The following is a 21,996-nucleotide window of genomic DNA, read 5'->3' as shown; positions in this document are numbered from 1 at the left end:
AAATCATCAATATTCCGTACACACTGGCAAGTCGTAACCGTGTGCCTTTAGCAGGGCATACTGTTTTGCCTCCTTGAGGTCATTTTTGACCATTTCTGCGCACATCTGCCTGACGCTAATTTCAGGTTCCCAACCGAGTCGATTCTTTGCTTTTTCTGGATCACCAAGCAAAGTGAGTACTTCGGCTGGACGGAAATAACGTGGGTCAATACGTACGATTACATCGCCAGGTTTGACGGCAAATGCATTAGCCCCGTCCACACGTAAAACCCGCGCAATTTCGTTTTCTCCCTCGCCTTCAAACGCAAGGTGAATACCTAGTTCCATGGCACTCCAATCGATGAATTGACGAACGGTGTATTGGCGCCCAGTTGCGACAACGTAGTCATCAGCTTTTTCTTGTTGAAGCATAAGCCACTGCATTCGAATATAGTCTTTAGCGTGGCCCCAGTCACGCAGCGAATCGATGTTTCCCATGTACAAACAACTCTCCAAACCTTGAGCGATATTAGCCAAGCCACGAGTAATTTTTCTGGTGACGAAGGTTTCCCCCCGACGTGGAGATTCGTGGTTAAAAAGAATACCGTTACAGGCATATATTCCATATGCTTCCCTGTAGTTTACAGTAATCCAATATGCATATAACTTTGCAACCGCGTAAGGGCTACGAGGATAGAACGGAGTCGTTTCTTTTTGCGGGATTTCTTGTACAAGTCCGAAAAGTTCAGAGGTAGATGCTTGATAGAAGCGGGTCTTTCTTTCAAGCCCCAGGAATCGGATCGCTTCTAATAGTCTGAGTGCTCCCAATGCATCTACATCGGCGGTATATTCAGGTGATTCAAAGCTCACTGCCACATGGGACTGGGCGCCGAGGTTGTAGACCTCGTCGGGTACAACTTCGCGCAAAATTCGGGTAAGATTGCTTGTGTCTGTCAAATCACCGTAATGAAGTTTGAATCGAGCATTTTCGATATGAGGATCCTGATAGATATGATCGATTCGCTGTGTATTAAATTGGGAGGCGCGGCGCTTGATGCCGTGCACTTCGTAGCCTTTTTCTAGGAGGAACTCAGCAAGGTAAGAGCCATCTTGGCCGGTAATACCAGTTATCAGTGCTTTTTTCATGTCGAGAGCTTTTATCACAGGTTTTACAGACGGTACCAACACTCAAATACTGGAGACAAGACTAATAGAAGCAGCTGCAAGCTGGCATCAATGTGCTGAGAGATAGGATTGATAGGTATCTTTGAGTCCCGCTTCCAGATTGATCTGGGCTTGCCAGCCAAGGCTCTGTAATCTGGAGCTGTCCATGAGTTTTTTTGGGGTTCCATCAGGTTTGTTGGCATCAAATTCGATGCGTCCTGTATATCCAACAATCTGTGCGACTTTTTCAGCAATGTCTCGAATGGTGAGGTCGGAACCATAGCCGACGTTAATATGACTCAACATCGGACGTGTGTGTGTTTCATAGATAGATTTGTCGAGATTCATTACATGGATGCTAGCGGCAGCCATGTCGTCAACATGTAGAAATTCCCGATACGGAGTGCCTGTTCCCCATAAGGTCACAACTCCAGTTGGCTTGAGGGGGTTACTCAGGGTAATCGGTTCGGTAGGACTGAGTCCGATCATGGATTTGATGTCGGACGGAATTTCACCATAGCGCTGCTGATTGGCAATAATGCCGGGTAGATCCTGTTCCATTGCGAGTTTGGCTAGATGGAATTTTCGGATCATGGCGGGCAAAACGTGACTGTTGGCTAGATGGTAGTTGTCGCCTGGCCCATAGAGATTGGTTGGCATAACGCTACGATAGTCTGTGCCATATTGGCGGTTATAGCTCTCGCAAAGTTTGATTCCTGCGATTTTGGCAATCGCATAGGGTTCATTGGTTGCTTCAAGCAACCCGGTCAACAGCGCTTCTTCCGTCATTGGCTGAGGTACTTGCTTGGGGTAAATGCAGCTAGATCCAAGGAATAGCAGCTTACAGATCCCTGCACGCCAAGCTTCATGGATGACCCCGGTTTCGATCATTAGGTTGCTGTAAATGAATTCAGCCGGATAAGTATTGTTGGCGTGTATGCCCCCCACTTTGGCTGCTGCCAGATAAATCTGGTCAATGGCCTCTTGCTGGAAAAAGTAACGAATCGCCAGGTGATCCGTCAGGTCAAGCTGATGATGGGTCTTCGTAATGATGTTTTCAGGCGATATCCCGAGCGTGAGCAGTTGTCGGACAATGGCAGAACCAACCATCCCTTTGTGGCCTGCTACGAAGATACGAGAACTTGAAAGCATAAGCTACACCTATTATAGGTTGCATAAATGCGCAGAAATAACTACTTTACAAAGAGCATGTCAGGTTGACATGGCGCTTGACTCACTTTCTTGCTACAACACGATCTCGTTCATTGACCGTTAAGGCTGAAGTTGATAGAGCAAGCTCGTTACCAGGTTTAATGCCAATTCCGGGATGGATTTTTGGTGTTTCGGTGCTTAAAAGAATGACCCCTAAACTTGCTAGGCATACCACCGCACAACGGATGAATAAACTCATCGCTAACCTCCTAATGGATGTGTGCGTGACACTTGTGAACCTAGATAACTAATTTCAATTATCGAATAGATCACAAATTCACGATTTCATCCCAAATATATCGTGGTGGAAAGCAGTGAAATCGAGACCTGCCCAGATTGACACCTATTTCCTTTGCATCAACCTTCCCAAGAAAAGCAAACATCCACCGACTATCATCTCATGGGCAAGAGAAGCTATAGAGATCTGTCTTACTTGATAGTTTTGATATTGCGTACACTATTTGGGCAAAAGAATGCGCCACTAATACGCAGTATCATCTTTCAAAACCACTAAAATGGTGCGAATGATGATCTTGAGGTCCAGCATCAACGACCAGTTACGCAGGTATTCCAGATCCAGCCGGATTCTTCTTTCCATCTTGTCCAGGGTCTCTGTCTCGCCACGCGCACCAGCAACCTGGGCAAGCCCGGTAATTCCCGGGCGTACCTTGTGCCGAACCATATAGCCCTTGATCAACTGGCGGTACTGCTCATTGTGGGCCACTGCATGAGGTCTGGGACCGACGATGCTCATACGTCCCTGTAGTACATTGATGAATTGAGGGAGCTCGTCTAGGGAGGTGCGGCGTAGGAATGCACCCACGGGGGTTATTCGCACATCGTTTCGCTTGGCTTGCTGGACCACTTCCCCGTTGTCTTGTGTGGTCATTGAGCGAAACTTGTAAACAAATATCTTTTTGCTGTCCAGTCCATATCGTAACTGCTTGAAGATGATCGGGCCTGGAGACGACATGCGCACTGCCAGTGCACAAGCAAGCAAGACCGGTGAAATAAGGATCAGGATAAGTACGGAAAGAATAATATCCTCAATCTGTTTGATGATTCCGTTGAGCCCTGTGAATGGACTTTCACATACTGCAACTACTGGCATTCCGCCATACTGATCTACGCGGCCTTGGATCAAATCTGTTACAAACATATCTGGGACGAAAAATACCGAGGCAGTCGTATCTTTGAGGCTATTCAACAAGGCAAGGATGCGCGGCTGAGACGCCATTGGTAAAGAGATATAGATGTGATCAACTGATTGAGACTTCACATAGCTTGCCAACTCCGCAGTTGCTCCCAGCAATTGATGATTATCCATCTGTGTGCTCAGACGATCACGGGTGCGGTCATCGAAAAACCCCAGAAACTTGATCCCGGCGTATTTGTCGGCTTTAAATCTTAGAGCCAATTCCGCTCCTGTGTCATTAGCTCCAACAATTATAGCCGTACGGCGTAGTTGCTCCATTGCGGCCAGCATTACATAGCGAAATGCTTCTTGGGCGAACACAAGGCCGAACAAAGTCACGAGCTGCCATGACACAACAAGATTGGCATCGTAGAATCTCGCGTACCCGGTAGCGTATCCAAACAACTGCAGCGTCAGGCATAGCGTAGCCCAGCGCACAATTGTATTTAGCAGCATGCGCCAGTGGCTCTCCGAGACGTGTATAACGCCTGGAAAAAGTAGAAGGAATGTTAAAACGCCAAGAACTGCGTAATGTCTGGAGAAGGGCTCTCCATACCATTTCATGCAGATTGCCAGACTCAGCACAGCAACACATGGCCCCAAAACCGTCTCCAACCCTCGTATCAACGGGAAACGATAGTGTGTATCGTCATGCTGGTGTACCCATGAAAATGCGTGAGAGGTTGTGTCCATTCCACTCTGAGTCTGTCAGAAGCAATGCTCTTATTATTAAGGTAGTACACAATATTATGTAGGAACAATATCACACTAAAAATCAAAAACTTGCTGTACAAAGAGGCAGAAAACAAAATGAAATATTTTAAACAAATGCACCAATAGCATAATCAAAACGATATATACGAGTCTGAAATAGTACATATTTTTCAATAGACTAGGCTTTTTATAACTTCTACTATTCAGTTAAAGCGTTTGGTCGCTGCTGGACCAGTTACTCCAAAAACTCCGAGTGCGGCTAACTTGGCCCACTCAGCTTCACTGGCGACTCGCTCTGCGATTACCTCGATTTCAAGGCTATTGGCAACATCTATCACAGCTTTGACAAAACGCTGGTTGCCATCATGTTGCTCTATATTGGTAACAAATGAACCATCCAGTTTTAAATAGTCAACGCTCATCGCATGTAAACGGGGCATGGCTGAAAAGTGGCGCCCAAAGTGCTCAATACCTAATTTGCACCCTGCCTCACTGAGCAGGTGGGCAAACTCATTAAGTCTATTAAGATCCCCGTCTTCAGGGAGTGTGCGTTCAGACAATTCAATCCACAAATGTCGAGCAAGTGCCCCAGCGCGCTGCAGTTGAGTACGAATACTTTGTAAGAAATAGGGATTTGACAAAGAGAGGGAAGAAATATTGACGGCAATATCGTCTTGAGGCTTATTCTGGAGATAGTCAACAGCCAATTCCAGAGTGAGCAGATCCACCTCTGCTGTCATTTCTAGCCTGCTAGCTGCTGGCATGAATTGGCCTGCAGTCAAAATATGCGTCTCTTGACTGCCGGTATCTTCCATCCTGAGCATGGCCTCGTGATGGATGAGGCTTCCGTCAATCCTGAGAACCGGGAAAAAGGCAAGGTGAAAGCTTTTCCGCTTCAAGGCCTGCTGGAACCGGGTACGCCACTCATCGCTCGGTACGGCAATATATGGGTGTGTACCTGCATCACCGGCTACAGCAGGCGTTGCGGCTTCGGCTTGCATCAGACAAGCATCCATCCTGAGCATAATATCGGTGGCAGTTTCTCCACGTTTGTACACCGTCCATCCGATGGCCGCAATCTGATCACGGTCGGTATAGTCCTGTCGATATAGATCATCAAATCCTTTAAGTAATTGTGTACACAGCTGTTTGATTAGTTCAGCATCGAGTGTGGGTAATATCAATCCGAAATCAGCTCCGTTCAACCGCGCAACCGTTGCACTGTCATCAAATTGCAAAGTGATGGTCTTCAAGAGATTGGCGATTGTTTTGATCAGCAGATCTGCACGATCACGGCCAAGCCGGTGATTGATACCAGCTAGATCCTGTATGCGCACAACGGCTGCAATACCCGCTGGCGCGGCCTGCTCATCATGCATGATTGAATTCACCCCCCCAATGAACACATTTCTATTGGGGAGTTGGGTCAAGCTGTCACGGTTGCTCTCATTACGCAATTGCTCGATTCTCGCCGCCTGTTCATTGAACATGGCTTGCACGCGGCGAACCATGGTATTCATGGCCCGACCAATCAGGCGCAACTCTGGCACCTGAGGTTCTGGCAGAGTCATGAAACGACGAAAGCCTATGGCCACCGCCTGCCCGACAATCGCTCGTAAAGGCTTTGCTGCCCACCGCATCAACAAGGCCACAATCAGGCATAACATCACGCCGATGCTCCCCAACATCATTGCCAGCTGGAGGGTTCCATTCCACAACTCAGTGTAGGCATAGCGCGCGCTGGCACGCACCTCAACCTTGCCCATTTGTGTCCATCCATCTGAGACCAGTGCTTCTCCTGGAGGCGCCTCCAAAGGAATTAGGCGTACAAACCACAAAGGAGCCAAAGGGTCAGGAGCCGTCGTGTGCCGTTCAACTTCGATTTCCCCATTGGCGTCTCGGTAAATAATGGATTCAAAATGCCCTGAATCGAACAGCGCGGTCACCAGCAGTTCCCGCATGGCTGGATTTTTTTTTTGTTGCGACATAGACAACGCGAGCGAGGCTGCACCATCATTGGCCTGCGCTAATAGCTGCTGGGTCAGATAATTTCTCGCGGTGTATACACTGACCCCAAAGCACCCGAATAAGCCTAAGAGCATGGCCATAAACACACTGAACCATAAACGGCCTAGCAGTGACATAGCACATGCCCCTTATCGAAAAATTCTATTGATACGTGTAATAGTAATAGGATATTTACGGCTCATAACCTTCCTCCTTCATCTTTCGCATAAGATCCTGCCATCTGGAGAGCTGGCTGACGGTGCCTGTTTTTTCAATGCTTGTCGTTTTCCATATACCATCACTATTGAAACTGAAAACAGCAACGAGATCTGGCCGGCGGCTGGCTAAAAGAATGTTTGGATTAAGAATGTCCAGAATGTACGGTTCAGCATTCGGGCTTGAGTAATACCCCAGTACCATGTGTGCTTGTGGAGGTGTGTTGCCGATGCTGGCCATAACATAAATCCACCGCAATTTGCGCCTATCTACTCCTACTTCTATAAGGCTAAAGTATTTGGCGATGACGTAATCTTCGCAATCTCCTGCCCCCTTCCCTAGAAACTCCAAAGGGGTCGCCCAATAGTCATCTTGACGCCAGACCACTATATCCTCTGCATATTCCATACGACGGTTAAAGAAATCGTTGATCTTGACCAGCTTGTCCGACTCCGATGACATTTCGAGTTCAACTAGCAAAGCGCGCCAATCTTTATAATTGCGAACGCCCTGGTAGCCATAGTGAGTAGTGATATATTGACGCATCCGGTCTATATCTACAGATCCCCAAGACAGCGCCGTGCCTAAAATTGCCATTACCATGGCGAGTTGGCTGAGGCGTAAAATTTTTCTAAGGGCAAATGTCAAAAAAGTGCCATTCCTACACAAAAATCGTATGGACTTTGTGGGGGTTATCATTTATACGTGGGGAGGTAAGCATCTAGCGGCGATAACACCAGTTTCCAGTCGCACTCCCCTTGCCCCCTCACGGCCCATTTATCGGCGGGATGAACAGGATGTATATCAAATTTTTCAAATTCAAATAAAACCTGCCCTTTAGCGCTAGTGAGCGTTGCAACAAAATCGAAGGTAAGATTACTTGACGCGATATTTCTGTGATTTTTTGACATTCCAACACTCACAAAAAATATTGCCAAATTGACAGACCGCCACTCCTCAAGCAGCCAAGTCAACCCCAACCATAACTCGGTCACGGCCGCAATGTTTAGCCGAATACAGTGCCACGTCGGCTGCAGACAACAGCGCTTCAACTTTCGCATCACGCTCCGGTACAACGCTCGCGATACCAATGCTGACGGTCACTAACGTATGACCGCCATCACCCAATACGTCGCAACCAGCCACCGTTCTCCGTAATCGCTCTGCCATATGCCTCGCGGCATCAAGCGGAGTTTTCGGCAACAAAACAACAAACTCTTCGCCCCCTACTCTGGCAGCGAGATCTTCAGGACGCCGAGCAAAGCACCGGATTACCGCCGCAACGGATTTCAGGCAGGCATCACCCGCAGGATGTCCAAGCGTATCGTTGAGCTGTTTAAAGTGGTCAATATCAATACTCAACAGACTCAAGGGCTGAGTTTCGCGCTTGCATTGGCGCCAAGCGATCTTCAAACTATCTTCAAAGGCTCTACGGTTGTATAGAGAAGTTAGCGGGTCATGAATGGCTTGCCTTTTTGCACGCAATTCTGCCTGTTTGCGTTGAGTGATTTCAGAATGTACGATCACCACGAAATCCCCTTCTTGCGTAGATGTTCGTGTAGCCTTCACACAATACCAACGTTTCTTTGGAGATCTGTGGCAGGGGTACTCCAGCGAAATTGTAGTACCTGGCCGTGCTTTGCAAACACGATTAATGACTTTTGCGACCCTTTGATTGATGCAATCTTGCTTGGCGGTATTGCAGGAATTCAGATAGTTCTGACCAATCCAGTTTATATCTATAGACATATCATTGGCTTTGCCAAACTGAACCCATGAAGCATTTACGTACAGCAGAATGCCGTTACTATCAATCACCGCAACCTGGTCTTCTATCGCATCAAGAATAGCCTTAAAGAAATGAAGCGGAGCAATCTGTAAGGTTTCGGGATCGTAAATCATCTAAATTTCCCTGTAAGCAAACACAATCTATTTCTATTGGATGGAAATATATAACTTGGACCTCCCTCTCTTGGTAGCATATCGCTTATGCGCCGATAATTCTGTGGCCATACGTACAGATCCACTCAATCAGATGTCTTTCGAAGGTATAAAAAATAGTCCTTATGCACATTTACATATTTTTTATGGTTTATCGTGAATAATTTCACGTTTTTATTACCTTTTGACAGTAAGTCAAATTTTTTATTGGCATATAGGGATCTCGAAAAGTTCCTCAATGGCACGAGGCGCAGCTGGCCAAATGCTTTTGTAGTAACATACAAAAAGGATACCCGCCTTATCTCGGCGCAGCGCCATCAAGACCGACCTGTTTGCTGCCGTGCAGCATCGCAAGAAGATTGATAGTCTGGGAGACCTGCTGGCGAAGATTGGCAAACACCTAGGCTTAGGTGGAGCCTCACTCTGTACTGCAACCTGGTGGGCTGGCCCAAAGACTCCTTCCGCTGACAGAAATACGGAGATCAGTTGTTGGGGTGACACTCTTGGGCCACCCGGCAGTGTTGAAGTCGCCACCACGGGCCAATTGGGCAAGACGGTCTGGGTTAAAAGGCAGGCCGGGTACGAACAACAGCCACGCAAAAGCACCTTGCTATGAGGCGTTTTTCCTGTCGGCACATTCTGTGCCGCCCTGAAACCCCCATTGCTCTCCAATTGAGAGGAGACTTTCATGTCATTACTGCGTTAAGTGTTAATCCTTCACCATAGACAAAACCCCAAAGAACCGGAGAGCGATCAGGACGGACCGATCACCTACTCTTTGGTGGCGCTGCCAATTGATACGGCCAAATCGATTAGCACTGATTAAACAATCCTCAACTACTTGGTTCTTCTGAGAGGTGTAAACAATGAACGCTCAAGCCGTTACGCTCACTGCGGACAAGTCAGCTGAGTTAGAGCAAGCACTGAGTCTTGCAGGTGCCAATGGAGAATGGCTCAGTAGTGATTTCTCTTTAACGGATACAATCCATCCGGTGACTAAGGAATTCGGATTTGCATTGAAGGCCACCGCACCTGCTACGGCAGATGCTGATCTACTGGTCATTCAACATTCGGAAAGCGGTGTGATTCAATTCGTCTTCCCCGAATACGACACGCCACACCACGAACAGAACAAGAATGCCGACATCGTAAAAAGGTTCGGATTTATTGCGCCCCATCAACTTGGTGCCGCTGTTGCGGATGCTGAAAAATGGGTCGGACGTGCCGCGTTGAAGATTACGAAAAATCTACCAACAGATGTCATCTGGGCGATCGCCCGTACCGTCGAGGCCGCAAATAAAACCGAAAGTTTTATTGCGCTGAGCAACGGGTACGAAACCCCCGCAACACCACAACAATTAGATCAAGCACAAGGGCAACGCGTTTTGATCTTCATACACGGGATATTCAGTTCCATTGCAGGGGCATTCTCTGATCTTGGAAAGCCAGATCAAGATGACGCCACCATGCAAAAGTTGATCAAGGCGTATAACGGCCATGCGTTTGGTTACGATCACTGGACAATCAGCAAGACGCCGCTTGAGAATGCGCTGGATCTGCTAGACAAGATCCCACTGGGCGCAAACTGGACGGTGGATCTGGTTTGTCATAGTCGTGGGGGACTGATTACGCGTGCATTATGTGCAAATCCCAGCACAACAGACAAGTTGGACCATCTCGACTTGCACAAAATCGTGAGCAAGCGTAACGGTAAAGTGAAGGATATTGGGAAAGTGTGTTTTGTCGCAGCAGCCAACCAGGGGTCGCCGCTGGCCAATCCCGATGAAATCCGTAAATTTTTGAACATTGCCGCGTTACTGGCATCGAAATCACCATGTTTTGCGTTGAACGTCGTGGTCGGCTTAGCCCGAGTTCTCGTGTCATCGGCATTCAACTTACCCAGCGTGCAGCAACTCGCCACGACCTCCAGTTTGGTCAAGGATCTCAACCAGATCAAGAACCTCATGAATCCAAAGAATGTATTTGGTGTTCGTGCAGATTTCGATTATGCGCACTCGATTCTTCTGGAGATGGGAGTGCTTTTAGACAAGTTACTCATGAAGATCGACAACGATCTGGTCGTCCCCTATGATGGCGTTGCTTCAACCAACCCTACGATTTCGGCGGCAGATCTGCTGGAATTTGGTACGCCAAATGAAAAACAGGGTAAGGTTTGGCATACCAATTTCTTCGGGCAGGAGAGGACAAAAAACTATTTAGTGACGCATTTCGTCTCATAGCGTCCTTGCAAGTGCGTATCCAAGGTTGCCGCTTTCCCAAAGGACTGGGCGAGATTTAGTTTTGCTTTCACATAAGAGCGACATACGACCAAGAGGAACGATAACCGTTCCTCTTGGCTGCGCGTGTGTAATGCAAAGTGGCTTATCCATAGCCAAGGCATAAGGGTGAATCTCAACAACGCAAGCGCAGGTTACAAGTGGATGTGACGCCACCATCCACCTCTAAGTATGCAAATTTGTTGGGGTTTAGTGCTGTCTACATATGGGTAGGCATTCTAAAACCCACCGCGAGCACTTTGCCAATATCTTTCCCAAGTACAACTCTAATATGTACCCGGTGCATCTGATGTAAAGACGATATTGACATGGTACTTGCTCCAAGATGAGCCGCAAGCGTCATCGCATCTTGTTGATAACCTTCTGAATATTGAACCTGCGTCCATTTTTGCACAAAGGGTCGCTGATCCGTCAGGCGTACCGATTTCATTCCTATACTACTGAGCATGGCACTCACCCTGTGGGCCGCACCTCGCTGTCCCATCCCGTTCGAAATCTCCAGCCTAAAATTTCTCGGTTTATCTGATGCCGACACTATCGCATCGGCCCCCATTTCCTTAATAGAGTAACTGGCGTCCTCTTCTATCCGTTTTCTAGAGCTGTCAGCGCCAAACGTAGATTGGACAACAGCGATTTCCTTTACTGATTCACTATCAACCTCAGCCATAGGCACACCAACAGTCAAAGCATTGTCTGGTGGTGATGTCGACTTATCTTCCTTACCTATGCTAGTAGTGGCTGAATTCGGCTGTACCGTCCAAACAGACGGAGCCTCGCGTCGTACTGCCACTGTTTTCTGAAGCAGGCGAAAGTTCTGTTCCGCCTTCGCATTCGTTGGATCAATCCACAAGGCCTGATTCAGCCAATTTGCAGCCTCTTTGGTTTGTCCTGAGAGCAGATAGGCATATCCGAGGTTACTCAAAACATATGATTGGTCTGGCGCCAACCGCGCTGCAGTTTGAAGCTCCTGAATAGATTCATCGAATGCCCCCCGCATTGCCAACAACACCCCAAGCGCATTGTGCGCCTGCATATGCTCGGGGTTGAAGTGGATGGCTTTTCGATAAGCACTCTCCGCTAATGGGCTACGCTTTTGTCCATCATAATACAAGCCGAGCTTGTAGAACTGCTCACCGCGCTGAAAGTTGGATTCATAGCCCACGCGCACAACCGACTCCACACTCCAGGCAAGCTCGTTCTGCCTGAGCGTGGACGATTCACACCCTGCAAACAGCAAGGCCATGCTGGACAACACTGCACCTTTGAAACACTTTGCGGTGCAATACGTAGCCAAGAAAGATGTGTCGCCACCTTCAAATCGATGCATATTCGAGGTTTTCAATTTCCACCTCCAGTCAAGGAAGGTAAAAGTATGCGGTAAATCTGGATGAATGCAGGCCCCAACAGTACCAGTAGGAATGAAGGAAAAATGCAGAATATCAACGGAAAAAGGAGCTTCAAACCGATCTTTGCAGCCATCTCTTCGGCTCGCTGACGCCGTTTGGTCCTTAGCATTTCTGAGTGAATACGTAAAGTGGAAGCAATACTGGTTCCAAAACGGTCGGCCTGTACCAACATTCCCACCCAAGAATCTACTTCGCTTACCCCAGTTCGTGCCGCCAAGTTGCGCAAAGCCTGCTCACGCTCACCGCCAGCCCGCAATTCCAACCCTACCAGACGCAATTCTTCACCGAGCGTTGCACTCCTGGTCTCAATATCCGTGGCCACCTTGGCCAACGCAGCATCTACGCCCAAGCCTGCTTCAACACACACAGTCATTAAATCGAGAGCATCTGGAAAACTCTCGAATATCTCTCGTTGTCGCATAAAAATCAAACGACCGAGAATGAAATTTGGTAAATAGTAACCAACAGTTGCTACGCACAACATGAATGTCAATATAACGTTGATTTTCACATCCCCCGTTCCCAACTCCAAAGCCAGGTAGGCCAGCAATGGAAATGCCAACGCCAACAATGTCTTGGAACAAAAATACAACACTGGAGCAGAGGCATTACGTATCCCGGCATTTAGAAAACGAGTGCGGATTCCAGATGTCTCCCACCCCTCGTCTGGCAAGGAGAGCTGGCTCAATGGGGCCATAAATTGAGAAAAACGCTCATGCCAACTTGCTGCACGGCGCTCCATTCCCACCTCGTGCTTACCCCCTTTGATAATTGACAAGCGCTGGCTTGTTGCTTTAGGTGACAGGCGGCTCAAGGAAAACGCCACAAGCCCAAATACGGCAAGAAACACCAAACCAAGAAATGCCATCTGTACATATGTCATGATGATAATCTCCTTCAGTGGCCTGATGTTTGGCGACAAATCTCTCCATCACACCCGAATTTTGATGATACGGGTCATCCACCAAATCCCAAATGCCATTAGGGACAATGCGCCATAAACTAGTCTTAGTCCGAAAGGATCCGTCCACAGAACTTCCAGAAAACCAGGATTGATCAAATGAACAGTCATACCCGCAGCAAATGGCAGCAACGAAAGAATCCAGGCAGACATACGGCCTTCTGCTGACAGGGTACGAACTTCGCCCATCAATCTAATGCGTGAGCGAATGATTGTACTGATGTTGTCCAGCAATTCAGCCAGATTCCCACCTGTTTCGCGCTGTATTAAAACGGCAACAACCAGATACCGCAGGTCCGTGCTTGGTATACGCGACAAGAGGTTGAGCATCGCGTCATGCACCGAAACACCGTAATTGATCTCATCAAACAACACGCGGAATTCCGTACCAACCGGTGCACTCATCTCCTCCCCCACCATTTGCAGGGCGGTTGGAAATGCATGGCCTGCGCGTAGCGCGCGCGCTATCATGTCAATGGCGTCTGGCAACTGATTTTCAACCAGTAGTAAACGATGCGAACGCGATTGAAGCACATGCCATGTCGGCAAGGTTGCCAAGCCAATCCCCAGCAAGATGGCAAATGGAACACCGCGCCCCATAAATAGCATTGAAAACAAACCAAACCCAAATAGCATTAAGGATATCCCTAGAAAATCCCCTACCGAAAGAGATAATCCAGATTGAACCAATACCCGATCAAGACGATGAATTCTAGGCAGGAGCAATAATAGCCGCTCCAGGCCAGCAGACTCGCTTAGCACACGCTGCTTGAGTATCGACAGCTGGATTTGTCCATGAGTTCCAGCCGAAGCGGCCCGCAAGCGACGTTCAATGCGACGCGCCTCTGGGCCTCGCGTGGAGTTCCACCATAAAAAGCCGCCTTCAAGCCCAACGACAACCGCAATGAAAACAGCAACGCTAAACATCAGGAAGACAACATCAACCATCATCCGCCCTCCTCATCAATTTGCGATCTTATTCATAGCGACGACTGGGGTCAAACAACGAGTCGGCAAGCAAAATGCCATGCGCACGCAGTCGTTCGCCAAATTTAGGGCGTACACCACTTGCTGAAAAATATCCCTGGACAACACCCGTTTCTGAAACGCCCGTTTGGCGGAAACTGAATATCTCCTGCATCGTGATCATGTCACCTTCCATACCGGTGACCTCCTGCAGACCAATGACCTTACGTTTCCCATCAGACAGCCTGGCAACCTGCACCACAATATTGATTGCTGAAGCTATTTGTGCACGCATCACCTTTGGCGTTGAGTTCAGCCCGGCCATCCCCAACATGTTCTCCAGACGCATTAATGCGTCACGGCTCGAGTTGGCATGAACTGTGCTCATGGACCCCTCATGTCCGGTATTCATGGCTTGCAGCATATCGAATGCTTCTGCTCCCCGCACTTCGCCAAGAATAATCCGATCTGGTCTCATGCGAAGAGAGTTTCTGACTAATGCTCTTTGCGTAACCTCACCCTTGCCTTCAATATTTGAAGGTCGAGTTTCCAGGCGAACAACATGCGGTTGCTGTAGCTGCAATTCTGCAGCATCCTCAATCGTAATAATTCGTTCGTTATCAGGTATATAACTTGAAAGAATGTTCAACAAGGTTGTCTTGCCACTCCCTGTGCCACCCGAGATCAAAATGTTGATTTTTGCACGAGTTAGCCCCGCAAGTAATTCAGCCATCTCTGGCACCAGCGTCTTATATTCCACCAAGTTATTCATGGTCAGCGGTATTGAAGCAAACCGCCGTATGGATAAAACCGGACCATCTAGCGCAAGAGGCGGGACGATGGCATTAACCCGTGAACCATCCGGTAATCGTGCATCAACCATCGGGCTGGATTCATCAATGCGCCGTCCAACCCTGGAGACAATCTTATCGATGATCTTCATCAAATGTGCATCATTGACAAAGGTCACATCTGTCAGCTCAATCCGCCCTGCCCTTTCCACATACACTTGGTGAGCATTGTTGACAAGAATATCCGATACCGTGTTATCGGAGAGCAACGGCTCCAATGGTCCCAACCCCATCATCTCGTACTGGATATCCCGCACCAAGCTACGTCGCTCTATTTCGTTGACGACAATATTCTCCGCTTGCAGTAAGCTCTCGACCATGCTACGCAGTTCTGCAAGCAAGCGGTCAGGAGTCAGCTTCTCCATCGCTTCCAAATCAATGCGATCAAGAAGGACCTTATGCAAATGGCTTTTTAGTTCCTGATAGGCCTGATTACTACGTGCAATCGCCGTCCTTGAGGTAGCGGCCTCAGCACTGGGGGTTGTACTTGTACTGTTGACCGATTCGAGCCGTTCTCTGAGTGACACGTCGACCTCCATCTTCATTCGTGTTCTAGAACTTACTTGTGACCGAACATGTCACGAACGCTTAACTACACTCCACACATCTATAATATATTTATAGCATCTACTCATGAAAAAATGTGTGATAGCCATCCACTCCGCTCAGATCTCACTTCTGTCCTTTGACCAAGATCTTGAGCTAATTCAATCAAAGCTTTGCTGATCGAATCAGTCCGTTGCCCCTTGACAATTGGAATTCCAAGATTGACTGAAGAGGCTGCAGCCATATAACTATTGGGGACACTTTTGAAGACCTTTTGCCCAACTGTTCTCTCCAGGTCAGCTAAAGTTATTTCCCCTCCTTTGACATAGCGATTTACGACCAGTCGAATGCGGCTTGATGGATATTCCAATGAATGGAAAATATTGATCAAACGTTTGCTATCTCGAACAAATGGCAGTGTTAGCTGAGCCACCATAAAAATCATATCGGACATATCCAGCGCCTGGAGACTCAATGCATCCAGCGAGCGAGCCACATCTACAACGACAAAATCATAATTTCTACAGGCAAGACGAATAATCGACTCAACATGTTCAGCTTTTACATCTGGCGCATGCGAAGGATCATCAGGTGCCGCCAACACATGGAAATCAGGTGTTACCTCAAGCATGGCTGCGCGGAGAAAAGAAGCATCCAAACGACGGATCTCACGACATACCTCTGCAATATTGCTTGGTGGCCGCTGGTCTGACACAAACATCGCGGCATCCCCAAACTGCAGATTCAAATCAATCAACGCCACCCGTTTCCCCTGCCCGGCAGCCAGTGAATAGGCAAGGTTCGCTGCGATAAAGGTAGCTCCACTCCCACCTTTGCAGGAGAGAAATGACAGAACCTTACCATCGCTACGCGTACTCTGCATCTGAGAACGCTTGAGCTGGATACGACCAATGGCCTCCTGTAAGCTGTCTTTGACCATTGAAGTCGGAATCACTTCGCGCACACCTGCGCGCATAGCGCGCATCAGGAAATCAGCCGAAACTTCTTCTGAGATCAGCACAAGCTCAAGATCTGGGCGTCGCTGACCCAAGGCTTCCAAAGCAGGCATATCCTTTGCTGTTGCACCATCAACAATCAAGACATCGGGGCCGGAACCATCTATGAAAGCAGGTAACTCATCAACATGCCAAAGCCCTCCCGAAACTTCAGCGGAAGAATCCTGATCAAGAACGGCCAAGCGGATTTTGTTAAACCGTTCATTGTTATCGGAGAGAATTTTTATTCTCATAAGAGGTTCTATTTCCTAGCTAAACAACGTAAGCCTGTATCGACAGATTAACTACATACTGGATTTGCCACTCCACCAAATGTACTTTGCAGACTTTCCCGTGGCAGCGTCGTTCTAAATTCCGGCAAACTCAGGTTGAGTGACAAAAACGGAATCATGGTGTTGATCGCAACGCCTGAGGCAACGCTAACGGTGACTTCCGCACAGGAACTAAGATTGCAACCTTGCGGAGAATAACTGAGTTGCACTTTGTCTCGCGGAATCAATGGGTAAAAGCCAGAGACCTTGTCGGCAACGACACCCGCGTCGATATCACATACTGCAGCAATGCGTGCGCCCATCCGGGTCAGCTCTGTTGCGGTGTTCCAATAGAACATCACCCGTGCTAATTCGATGATACCAATCATCAGCATAAAGAAGAGGCTGGCAACCAGGGCAAACTCAATCACCGCTGCGCCACCGACATGGCGCCTGAAATTGGGTGCATGGTTTTTCATAACACTTGCCTCATCGTTGCACTGATACTTCCAAATGTAATACTTGATAACAATAACGGCACCAACGAGTTGAAGTGATATCCGCTGATCGTCACGGTAACCAGATTCACCGTTCCGCTGCCCGTCTGCTGATTCAGATTCGAACCTGCGCAACTCACCGAATCACACACAGAGATCATTGATGCGGTAAGCCCTGGCACCACCACGGTTCCTGTACAGCCTGTATTACCATATAGTGCCAAGCACTGCGCAGCGCCAATACTGCCTGCATCACCTGGCGCATATTGGCTTAGATAACGCGAAGCGCTACGCACCGATTTGGTCAGTGTGTCATATTGGTAGATGGCCCTACCGTATTCGGTAATGCCAAAAGCCATGACGAGCAGCAGAGGGAGCAAGATTGCAAACTCCACCACCGCTGCACCACGTTCATAGTGTGGTTTCAGCATGATCACTCCTCACTGTACAAGCGTAGGAACCAATGGCCCCGAACCACCACTACCTGGAACTCCGCTGCTTCTACAAGGGCTACCAGGCGAAGCAGCGTTTCCACGATATTCCAAATAAATTGTTCCATTTGCACCGTTTGACATGGGATTAAGCATTAACACACACCCCATATCGACAATAGGTACGGTATTACCGGCACTGCAATCTACAATGGGCACAGTCAGCAAGCGCCGCTCGGCACCATAATTTTTGTAGTCACTTGCTGGTGAGACGTTGCCAGAAATGTTTCCCCCAGGCCCGGAGACGCCATACTGTGCACTAATGAATGGCGTATTGCTCTGTTGCCGACTGATGTAATCGCTCATTGCGCTGGTGCCAATGCCAATCACCGGGCTTCCGGGCACCTTGTTCGGATACGCGTAGCCGGTGCGATCCGGCGGTGCCGTCGCGGGGGTATAGGCGTTCGCTCCATTTGGGTACAGGCCGAAACGAGTGTTGTAAGCAGACTTTGCGCCTTGTTGCGCACCAGGTTGTTGCACATTGCTGCCAATCTGGATGCCACACACCGAACCGCTTCCTGCCAACTGGTCGCGGATTTCATTGTTTCCCCCTGCATTGGGGGTAAAGTCAACCCACTTAAACCCTCCTGTCACATTGTCGTTGTTGCCATTGGAGGTGAAGTTGGAACTAATCCATTCACCCAGGCTATAACCATAGTTTGGAGCAGAAGAAGCAGGCTTCATGCAAACACCAACGGGGGCTGCATTGCAAAAACTTTGGGCAGAGCCGATTGTAGCCACGGCATAAGCCTGAACGTTGGAAGCACCAGCCCCTAAAGCGCCCATAAACCAGGGGACGATCCCGGTCGCGTGTGCCGTACACATCGCAAATTTTGAGGCGGCACTGGCTCCACCAGTACGCGAGAGGTAGGTGGAGTTGGGAGCCAATACCGTATTGAATTTTACGTCACTGGAACTGATTGTAATGTCAATAGATTGGAAATCACGTTTGTTGCGTGCGGCAGTAATCATGCCCGCGTTTTCAGCATTCAGAAGATAGGCGGAGGTGCAACTTCCCGCAACGCTTGTATCGCAAACCAGTTCTGCCGCTGCTGCAAGTGCGCAGGCATCCGCAGCCGTTTGCAATTCACTTCGATTGACATACAGGCGCCCAAGATCGAATACCAGCCCGGCCATGCCCACCATTACCAGCATCGCCAAACCCACGATGATGGCAACCGCGCCACACTGTCTGCGCCTTTCCTGTAGATGGTTTGCCATATGACCTTCTCTACCTCTATTTTGCAGATGTGCCAGTACCTACGCCAATCATGAATGAAGGTGTGCTTGGCTCACCCGATGGTTTTGTGAAGCTTTCATGGTAGCGCTCCATGGCACCTTTTGCGGATTTTCCATCCATCCCAGATACGGGGGCGGTATTGCGCGAAGCCATCGGATCAAGAACCTGCTGGGCCTTGATCAGACTCAAGGCTTCGCCCAACTGCGCATCCGTCCGTGGGGTGGTGGTCGCCACGCATCCCGTAAGACCTATGACGCCGCACGTTGTGACGAGAACAAGTATGCAAAGTGATTTCATGTTCCACTCCTCATGTTTACTTCACTTCAAAACCGCCTTGCACGGGGGGGGGATTCGTGGGGGTACGGTCCTCAGGTTGGTGCGCCGCTGGGCTTCGCCCTTCGAGCTTGCCGTTCATGATCATGTCGTAACGGGAGGGCTCAGAATACGCATCAGTTGGCAACACGTAGTCGGGCGACAAAGGTTTGACCAGATGGGGTGTTACCACGAACACGAGTTCCGAGCGATCATTCTGGAAACTGGTACTGCGGAACAGGGCCCCAATGATAGGTAACTCACCTAGGAAGGGGAACGCGGTGATGCTAGATGAGACGTTATTCTTCATCAACCCACCAATTGCGAAGCTCTGCCCATCCAGCAATTGCACCGTCGTCGATGCCCGGCGGGTCGTAAATGCTGGCAGGATTGAAGTACCAGATACATTCGTCGCAGTAATCGCTATACCTTGCGAACTCAACTCTGAGACTTCGGGATTGACTTTCAGGTTGATCCGTCCGCCAGCCAATACTGTGGGGGTGAACTTGAGGCTTACCCCGAACTCCTTTTCCTCCAACGTAATGCTCGTTCCACCCGAACCATTATTGTTGGACACCGGGATAAAAATCTTCCCGCCAGCCAGGAAGCTGCCTTCCTGACCACTGATTGCCATCACAGTTGGTTCAGCAAGAATTTTGACCAGGCCGTCCTGCTTTTGTGCGTCAGAGCTGATCGTGGTGGCATTCTTGCCCGCCAGGATCGGTAGGGTGATTGATGATCCGCCAATACTGGCGGACCCCGCCGGGATCGTATTGCCCACGGTAGTGCCATTACTGGTTACTGACCCAACCAAGCCCAAACCTACCGTACCGCCCGTGGTACCAGAGATCTGCCCCGTCAGCAGCCCCTTACCCCCAAAAAGTCCAGTGAGGAAACGCACCATTGAACCATCGGCGGGAGAATATGCGCGAGAGAAATTGATGCCAAACTGATCCAGCAGAGACTTGGATATCTCAGCCACCTTCACCTCCAGCATCACTTGCTGCGGGGCTTTGACCTCCATTAAATTGATGATGCGGCTGGTCCCGCCTGTAGCGCCCGCAGACTGCTCTCGAACATATGCGCTGGCAATGTCCATTACGCGTTCGACTACCACGCTATCACTCACCACACCAGACACAACCAATGAGTCGGCCGCCGATGTGATTTTGATGTCATTTTCGCCAGGCAGAATTTCTTTGAGCGAAGCGTTCAGGCTTGCAGTATCGATTCCCACCACGACATCGATCATGGTGCACCGGCCTGCGCGGTCCAGCAAAATAATATTAGTTGAGCCGACAGTTTTGCCCAATAGATAGATTTCAGTAGGGCTCAGCAGCAGCACATCCAGATCAGCCGCCCCCGTATTCACGGGGTGTTGCTGCACCAGCATGCCAGATTTGCCATCATCAAACTTGATTGCCTCGCTAGGGCGCGCTGCAGGCGTATTCTGGGGGTTTCCCAAAAGCATACGGGCAACAGGCAAAGGCGGCCTAATCAACGTGGATTTACCGACCGACAACCGTACTACAGCCCCCACCTCAACCTGATTGCAGGGCGGGCTACCCGCTGCAGAAGAGGCCACGACTGGCGCTTTTGCCGTTTTGGATGTACTGGTGGGTGCAGCCATCACACTGGAACATGCAAACACTGATGCAGTTAGCATGACCAAGGCTCGTAACTGGAATACTGTGGGTTTCATTGTGTTACCTCCCGATCATTACGATGCCTGGGAATCAGAAACACTCGGTGGTTCTGCTGGTTCCGCGAATCACCTCTACACAATCACCACGCGGTGGAGGCGCTGAAGACTTGGCAGCACTAGGCGCTTTACTCTTTCGGGCCAGCTTATTCGCAGTCTTATGTGTAGGCGCAGCTTTCTCGAGGGCCGTAGGTGCAGACGCAGCTACTGCAGGCGCCGATTGAGCAGGCAGCCCCAGCAAACTTTCTTTGGTGGCGCCTATTGTCAGCGTGGGCACCTGATCTACCTGGTTGCGCAACACGAGTGAAAGCGTCCCCACAGATCTCGCCAAATCGATTTTCTCAGCCTGATCGGGTGTGACTTCGAGCGTGACCGCATTAACAACCTTGGGCTTAGTCTCATCGCGCCCTGCTTCCTGAGCCACCGCCAGCACGAGAATATGTTCCAGTACGATCTTGGAGATGGAGCGGTCCTTGTCATTAGTTTGAGCACCTTCGCCCTGGGCCTGTGTGTTGACCATGATGTCTACAAAGTTTCCCGGTAAGGCAAAACCCGCCACACCAATCACGTCATTGACACGCACAGTGATCGCCCGCTTGCCTTCTCCAACTACGGCTGACAATCCACCCTGGGTACCTTGAGGCGCAAGTTTGCCTTCCAGGATGGGTTCGCCACGAGTCATACTGGTGCGAGCTACCCGGCCGTCCAACAGCTTCGCGTCCCGAAAGGCGCCAGCGGGCATATTGCCACTGGGCCAATCCACCATGGATACTACTTCTGGTGAGATGCGTGACCCAAGCTGGATCTCCAACATCGCCACAGCCACCTTGTCGGCACCCACCCTGCTCTGCTCCTGTATCCACCGGGCAGCAAGCAACGCAGCAGCAAGCCCCGCCAACAGCGCCACTACGAGCATTACGATGCTACGCGCGTTTTTCATGACTATTCTCTCCTGAAGTCAAGTACACGCCGAACTGCCAGACAACGCACTACAGCATTCCTCGTGCATACTTCCATTGCATTTTATTCTCG

19 protein-coding genes are annotated in these 21,996 nt (G+C 49.4%); 1 reads left to right on the top strand and 18 read right to left on the bottom strand.

Annotated elements, in window-relative coordinates; translation table 11 throughout:
- Positions 1 to 6: 6 nt before the first annotated feature.
- The 7 genes from gmd to B145_RS0117335 form a co-directional block, all read right to left on the bottom strand.
- Complete coding sequence (gmd, locus tag B145_RS0117365) at positions 7 to 1,125, bottom strand: GDP-mannose 4,6-dehydratase (RefSeq protein ID WP_026259250.1); 1,119 nt, start codon at positions 1,123 to 1,125, stop codon at positions 7 to 9.
- 87 nt (positions 1,126 to 1,212) lie between these two features.
- The gene (locus tag B145_RS0117360) at positions 1,213 to 2,295 is read right to left on the bottom strand and encodes a GDP-L-fucose synthase family protein (RefSeq protein WP_018609034.1); all 1,083 of its coding nucleotides are present in this window, start codon (positions 2,293 to 2,295) and stop codon (positions 1,213 to 1,215) included.
- A gap of 82 nt (positions 2,296 to 2,377) precedes the next feature.
- Complete coding sequence (locus tag B145_RS28765) at positions 2,378 to 2,554, bottom strand: hypothetical protein (protein ID WP_157288481.1); 177 nt, start codon at positions 2,552 to 2,554, stop codon at positions 2,378 to 2,380.
- Positions 2,555 to 2,836: 282 nt separating this feature from the next.
- Positions 2,837 to 4,243, bottom strand: a complete 1,407-nt coding sequence (locus B145_RS0117355) for an undecaprenyl-phosphate glucose phosphotransferase (protein WP_157288480.1) — start codon at positions 4,241 to 4,243, stop codon at positions 2,837 to 2,839.
- Between the two features lie 224 nt (positions 4,244 to 4,467).
- The gene (locus B145_RS0117345; protein WP_083917791.1) at positions 4,468 to 6,408 is read right to left on the bottom strand and encodes an EAL domain-containing protein; all 1,941 of its coding nucleotides are present in this window, start codon (positions 6,406 to 6,408) and stop codon (positions 4,468 to 4,470) included.
- Positions 6,409 to 6,463: 55 nt separating this feature from the next.
- Positions 6,464 to 7,135: a transglutaminase-like cysteine peptidase gene (locus B145_RS0117340; RefSeq protein ID WP_018609031.1), complete on the bottom strand. Its 672-nt coding sequence runs from the start codon at positions 7,133 to 7,135 to the stop codon at positions 6,464 to 6,466.
- A 309-nt stretch (positions 7,136 to 7,444) separates the two neighbouring features.
- Positions 7,445 to 8,389: a GGDEF domain-containing protein gene (locus tag B145_RS0117335; RefSeq protein ID WP_018609030.1), complete on the bottom strand. Its 945-nt coding sequence runs from the start codon at positions 8,387 to 8,389 to the stop codon at positions 7,445 to 7,447.
- A gap of 905 nt (positions 8,390 to 9,294) precedes the next feature.
- On the opposite strand from B145_RS0117335, the gene B145_RS0117330 reads away from it, so the two are divergent.
- The gene (locus B145_RS0117330; RefSeq protein ID WP_018609029.1) at positions 9,295 to 10,668 is read left to right on the top strand and encodes an esterase/lipase family protein; all 1,374 of its coding nucleotides are present in this window, start codon (positions 9,295 to 9,297) and stop codon (positions 10,666 to 10,668) included.
- A 256-nt stretch (positions 10,669 to 10,924) separates the two neighbouring features.
- On the opposite strand, the gene B145_RS0117325 is transcribed toward B145_RS0117330, so the two are convergent.
- The 11 genes from B145_RS0117325 to cpaB all read right to left on the bottom strand — a co-directional run bounded on the left by B145_RS0117325 (position 10,925) and on the right by cpaB (position 21,904).
- Positions 10,925 to 12,067 carry a LytR C-terminal domain-containing protein gene (locus B145_RS0117325; RefSeq protein WP_157288479.1) on the bottom strand — a complete coding sequence of 381 codons (1,143 nt, stop codon included), beginning with the start codon at positions 12,065 to 12,067 and terminating at the stop codon, positions 10,925 to 10,927.
- Positions 12,064 to 13,014: a type II secretion system F family protein gene (locus tag B145_RS0117320; protein ID WP_026259247.1), complete on the bottom strand. Its 951-nt coding sequence runs from the start codon at positions 13,012 to 13,014 to the stop codon at positions 12,064 to 12,066. Before B145_RS0117320 ends, B145_RS0117325 begins: the two co-directional genes overlap by 4 nt.
- A 48-nt stretch (positions 13,015 to 13,062) precedes the next feature.
- Positions 13,063 to 14,043: a type II secretion system F family protein gene (locus tag B145_RS0117315; protein WP_026259246.1), complete on the bottom strand. Its 981-nt coding sequence runs from the start codon at positions 14,041 to 14,043 to the stop codon at positions 13,063 to 13,065.
- A 25-nt stretch (positions 14,044 to 14,068) separates the two neighbouring features.
- Positions 14,069 to 15,436: a TadA family conjugal transfer-associated ATPase gene (locus B145_RS0117310; protein WP_026259245.1), complete on the bottom strand. Its 1,368-nt coding sequence runs from the start codon at positions 15,434 to 15,436 to the stop codon at positions 14,069 to 14,071.
- Between the two features lie 104 nt (positions 15,437 to 15,540).
- A complete protein-coding gene (locus B145_RS0117305) occupies positions 15,541 to 16,704 on the bottom strand; it encodes a CpaE/TadZ family protein (RefSeq protein WP_018609024.1) in 1,164 nt (387 codons plus the stop codon).
- 47 nt (positions 16,705 to 16,751) lie between these two features.
- Positions 16,752 to 17,201 (bottom strand): TadE/TadG family type IV pilus assembly protein, encoded by a 450-nt coding sequence (locus B145_RS0117300; protein WP_018609023.1) that lies wholly within the window; start codon positions 17,199 to 17,201, stop codon positions 16,752 to 16,754.
- Complete coding sequence (locus B145_RS0117295; RefSeq protein ID WP_018609022.1) at positions 17,198 to 17,650, bottom strand: TadE/TadG family type IV pilus assembly protein; 453 nt, start codon at positions 17,648 to 17,650, stop codon at positions 17,198 to 17,200. Before B145_RS0117295 ends, B145_RS0117300 begins: the two co-directional genes overlap by 4 nt.
- Before the next feature lie 9 nt (positions 17,651 to 17,659).
- Positions 17,660 to 18,931 (bottom strand): pilus assembly protein TadG-related protein, encoded by a 1,272-nt coding sequence (locus tag B145_RS0117290; RefSeq protein ID WP_018609021.1) that lies wholly within the window; start codon positions 18,929 to 18,931, stop codon positions 17,660 to 17,662.
- Positions 18,932 to 18,947: 16 nt separating this feature from the next.
- Positions 18,948 to 19,247, bottom strand: a complete 300-nt coding sequence (locus tag B145_RS0117285; protein WP_083917790.1) for a hypothetical protein — start codon at positions 19,245 to 19,247, stop codon at positions 18,948 to 18,950.
- 16 nt (positions 19,248 to 19,263) lie between these two features.
- Positions 19,264 to 20,964: a type II and III secretion system protein family protein gene (locus tag B145_RS26095; protein ID WP_211209862.1), complete on the bottom strand. Its 1,701-nt coding sequence runs from the start codon at positions 20,962 to 20,964 to the stop codon at positions 19,264 to 19,266.
- A gap of 34 nt (positions 20,965 to 20,998) precedes the next feature.
- Positions 20,999 to 21,904 carry a Flp pilus assembly protein CpaB gene (gene cpaB / locus B145_RS0117275; RefSeq protein WP_018609018.1) on the bottom strand — a complete coding sequence of 302 codons (906 nt, stop codon included), beginning with the start codon at positions 21,902 to 21,904 and terminating at the stop codon, positions 20,999 to 21,001.
- Between the last annotated feature and the right edge of the window lie 92 nt (positions 21,905 to 21,996).

Origin of the sequence: Uliginosibacterium gangwonense DSM 18521 (genome assembly GCF_000373965.1) — a bacterium.
Lineage (GTDB): Bacteria > Pseudomonadota > Gammaproteobacteria > Burkholderiales > Rhodocyclaceae > Uliginosibacterium > Uliginosibacterium gangwonense.
Note: the sequence above shows the minus strand (reverse complement) of the source record. Positions and strands in the feature narration are given on the sequence as shown.

Coding starts and splice junctions, on each gene's coding strand:
- gmd (WP_026259250.1), bottom strand. CDS start 1,125: ATGAAAAAAGCACTGATAACTGGTATTACCGGCCAAGATGGCTCTTAC.
- B145_RS0117360 (WP_018609034.1), bottom strand. CDS start 2,295: ATGCTTTCAAGTTCTCGTATCTTCGTAGCAGGCCACAAAGGGATGGTT.
- B145_RS28765 (WP_157288481.1), bottom strand. CDS start 2,554: ATGAGTTTATTCATCCGTTGTGCGGTGGTATGCCTAGCAAGTTTAGGG.
- B145_RS0117355 (WP_157288480.1), bottom strand. CDS start 4,243: ATGGACACAACCTCTCACGCATTTTCATGGGTACACCAGCATGACGAT.
- B145_RS0117345 (WP_083917791.1), bottom strand. CDS start 6,408: ATGTCACTGCTAGGCCGTTTATGGTTCAGTGTGTTTATGGCCATGCTC.
- B145_RS0117335 (WP_018609030.1), bottom strand. CDS start 8,389: ATGATTTACGATCCCGAAACCTTACAGATTGCTCCGCTTCATTTCTTT.
- B145_RS0117330 (WP_018609029.1), top strand. CDS start 9,295: ATGAACGCTCAAGCCGTTACGCTCACTGCGGACAAGTCAGCTGAGTTA.
- B145_RS0117320 (WP_026259247.1), bottom strand. CDS start 13,014: ATGACATATGTACAGATGGCATTTCTTGGTTTGGTGTTTCTTGCCGTA.
- B145_RS0117315 (WP_026259246.1), bottom strand. CDS start 14,043: ATGATGGTTGATGTTGTCTTCCTGATGTTTAGCGTTGCTGTTTTCATT.
- B145_RS0117305 (WP_018609024.1), bottom strand. CDS start 16,704: ATGAGAATAAAAATTCTCTCCGATAACAATGAACGGTTTAACAAAATC.
- B145_RS0117300 (WP_018609023.1), bottom strand. CDS start 17,201: ATGAAAAACCATGCACCCAATTTCAGGCGCCATGTCGGTGGCGCAGCG.
- B145_RS0117295 (WP_018609022.1), bottom strand. CDS start 17,650: ATGCTGAAACCACACTATGAACGTGGTGCAGCGGTGGTGGAGTTTGCA.
- B145_RS0117290 (WP_018609021.1), bottom strand. CDS start 18,931: ATGGCAAACCATCTACAGGAAAGGCGCAGACAGTGTGGCGCGGTTGCC.
- B145_RS0117285 (WP_083917790.1), bottom strand. CDS start 19,247: ATGAAATCACTTTGCATACTTGTTCTCGTCACAACGTGCGGCGTCATA.
- B145_RS26095 (WP_211209862.1), bottom strand. CDS start 20,964: ATGAAACCCACAGTATTCCAGTTACGAGCCTTGGTCATGCTAACTGCA.
- cpaB (WP_018609018.1), bottom strand. CDS start 21,904: ATGAAAAACGCGCGTAGCATCGTAATGCTCGTAGTGGCGCTGTTGGCG.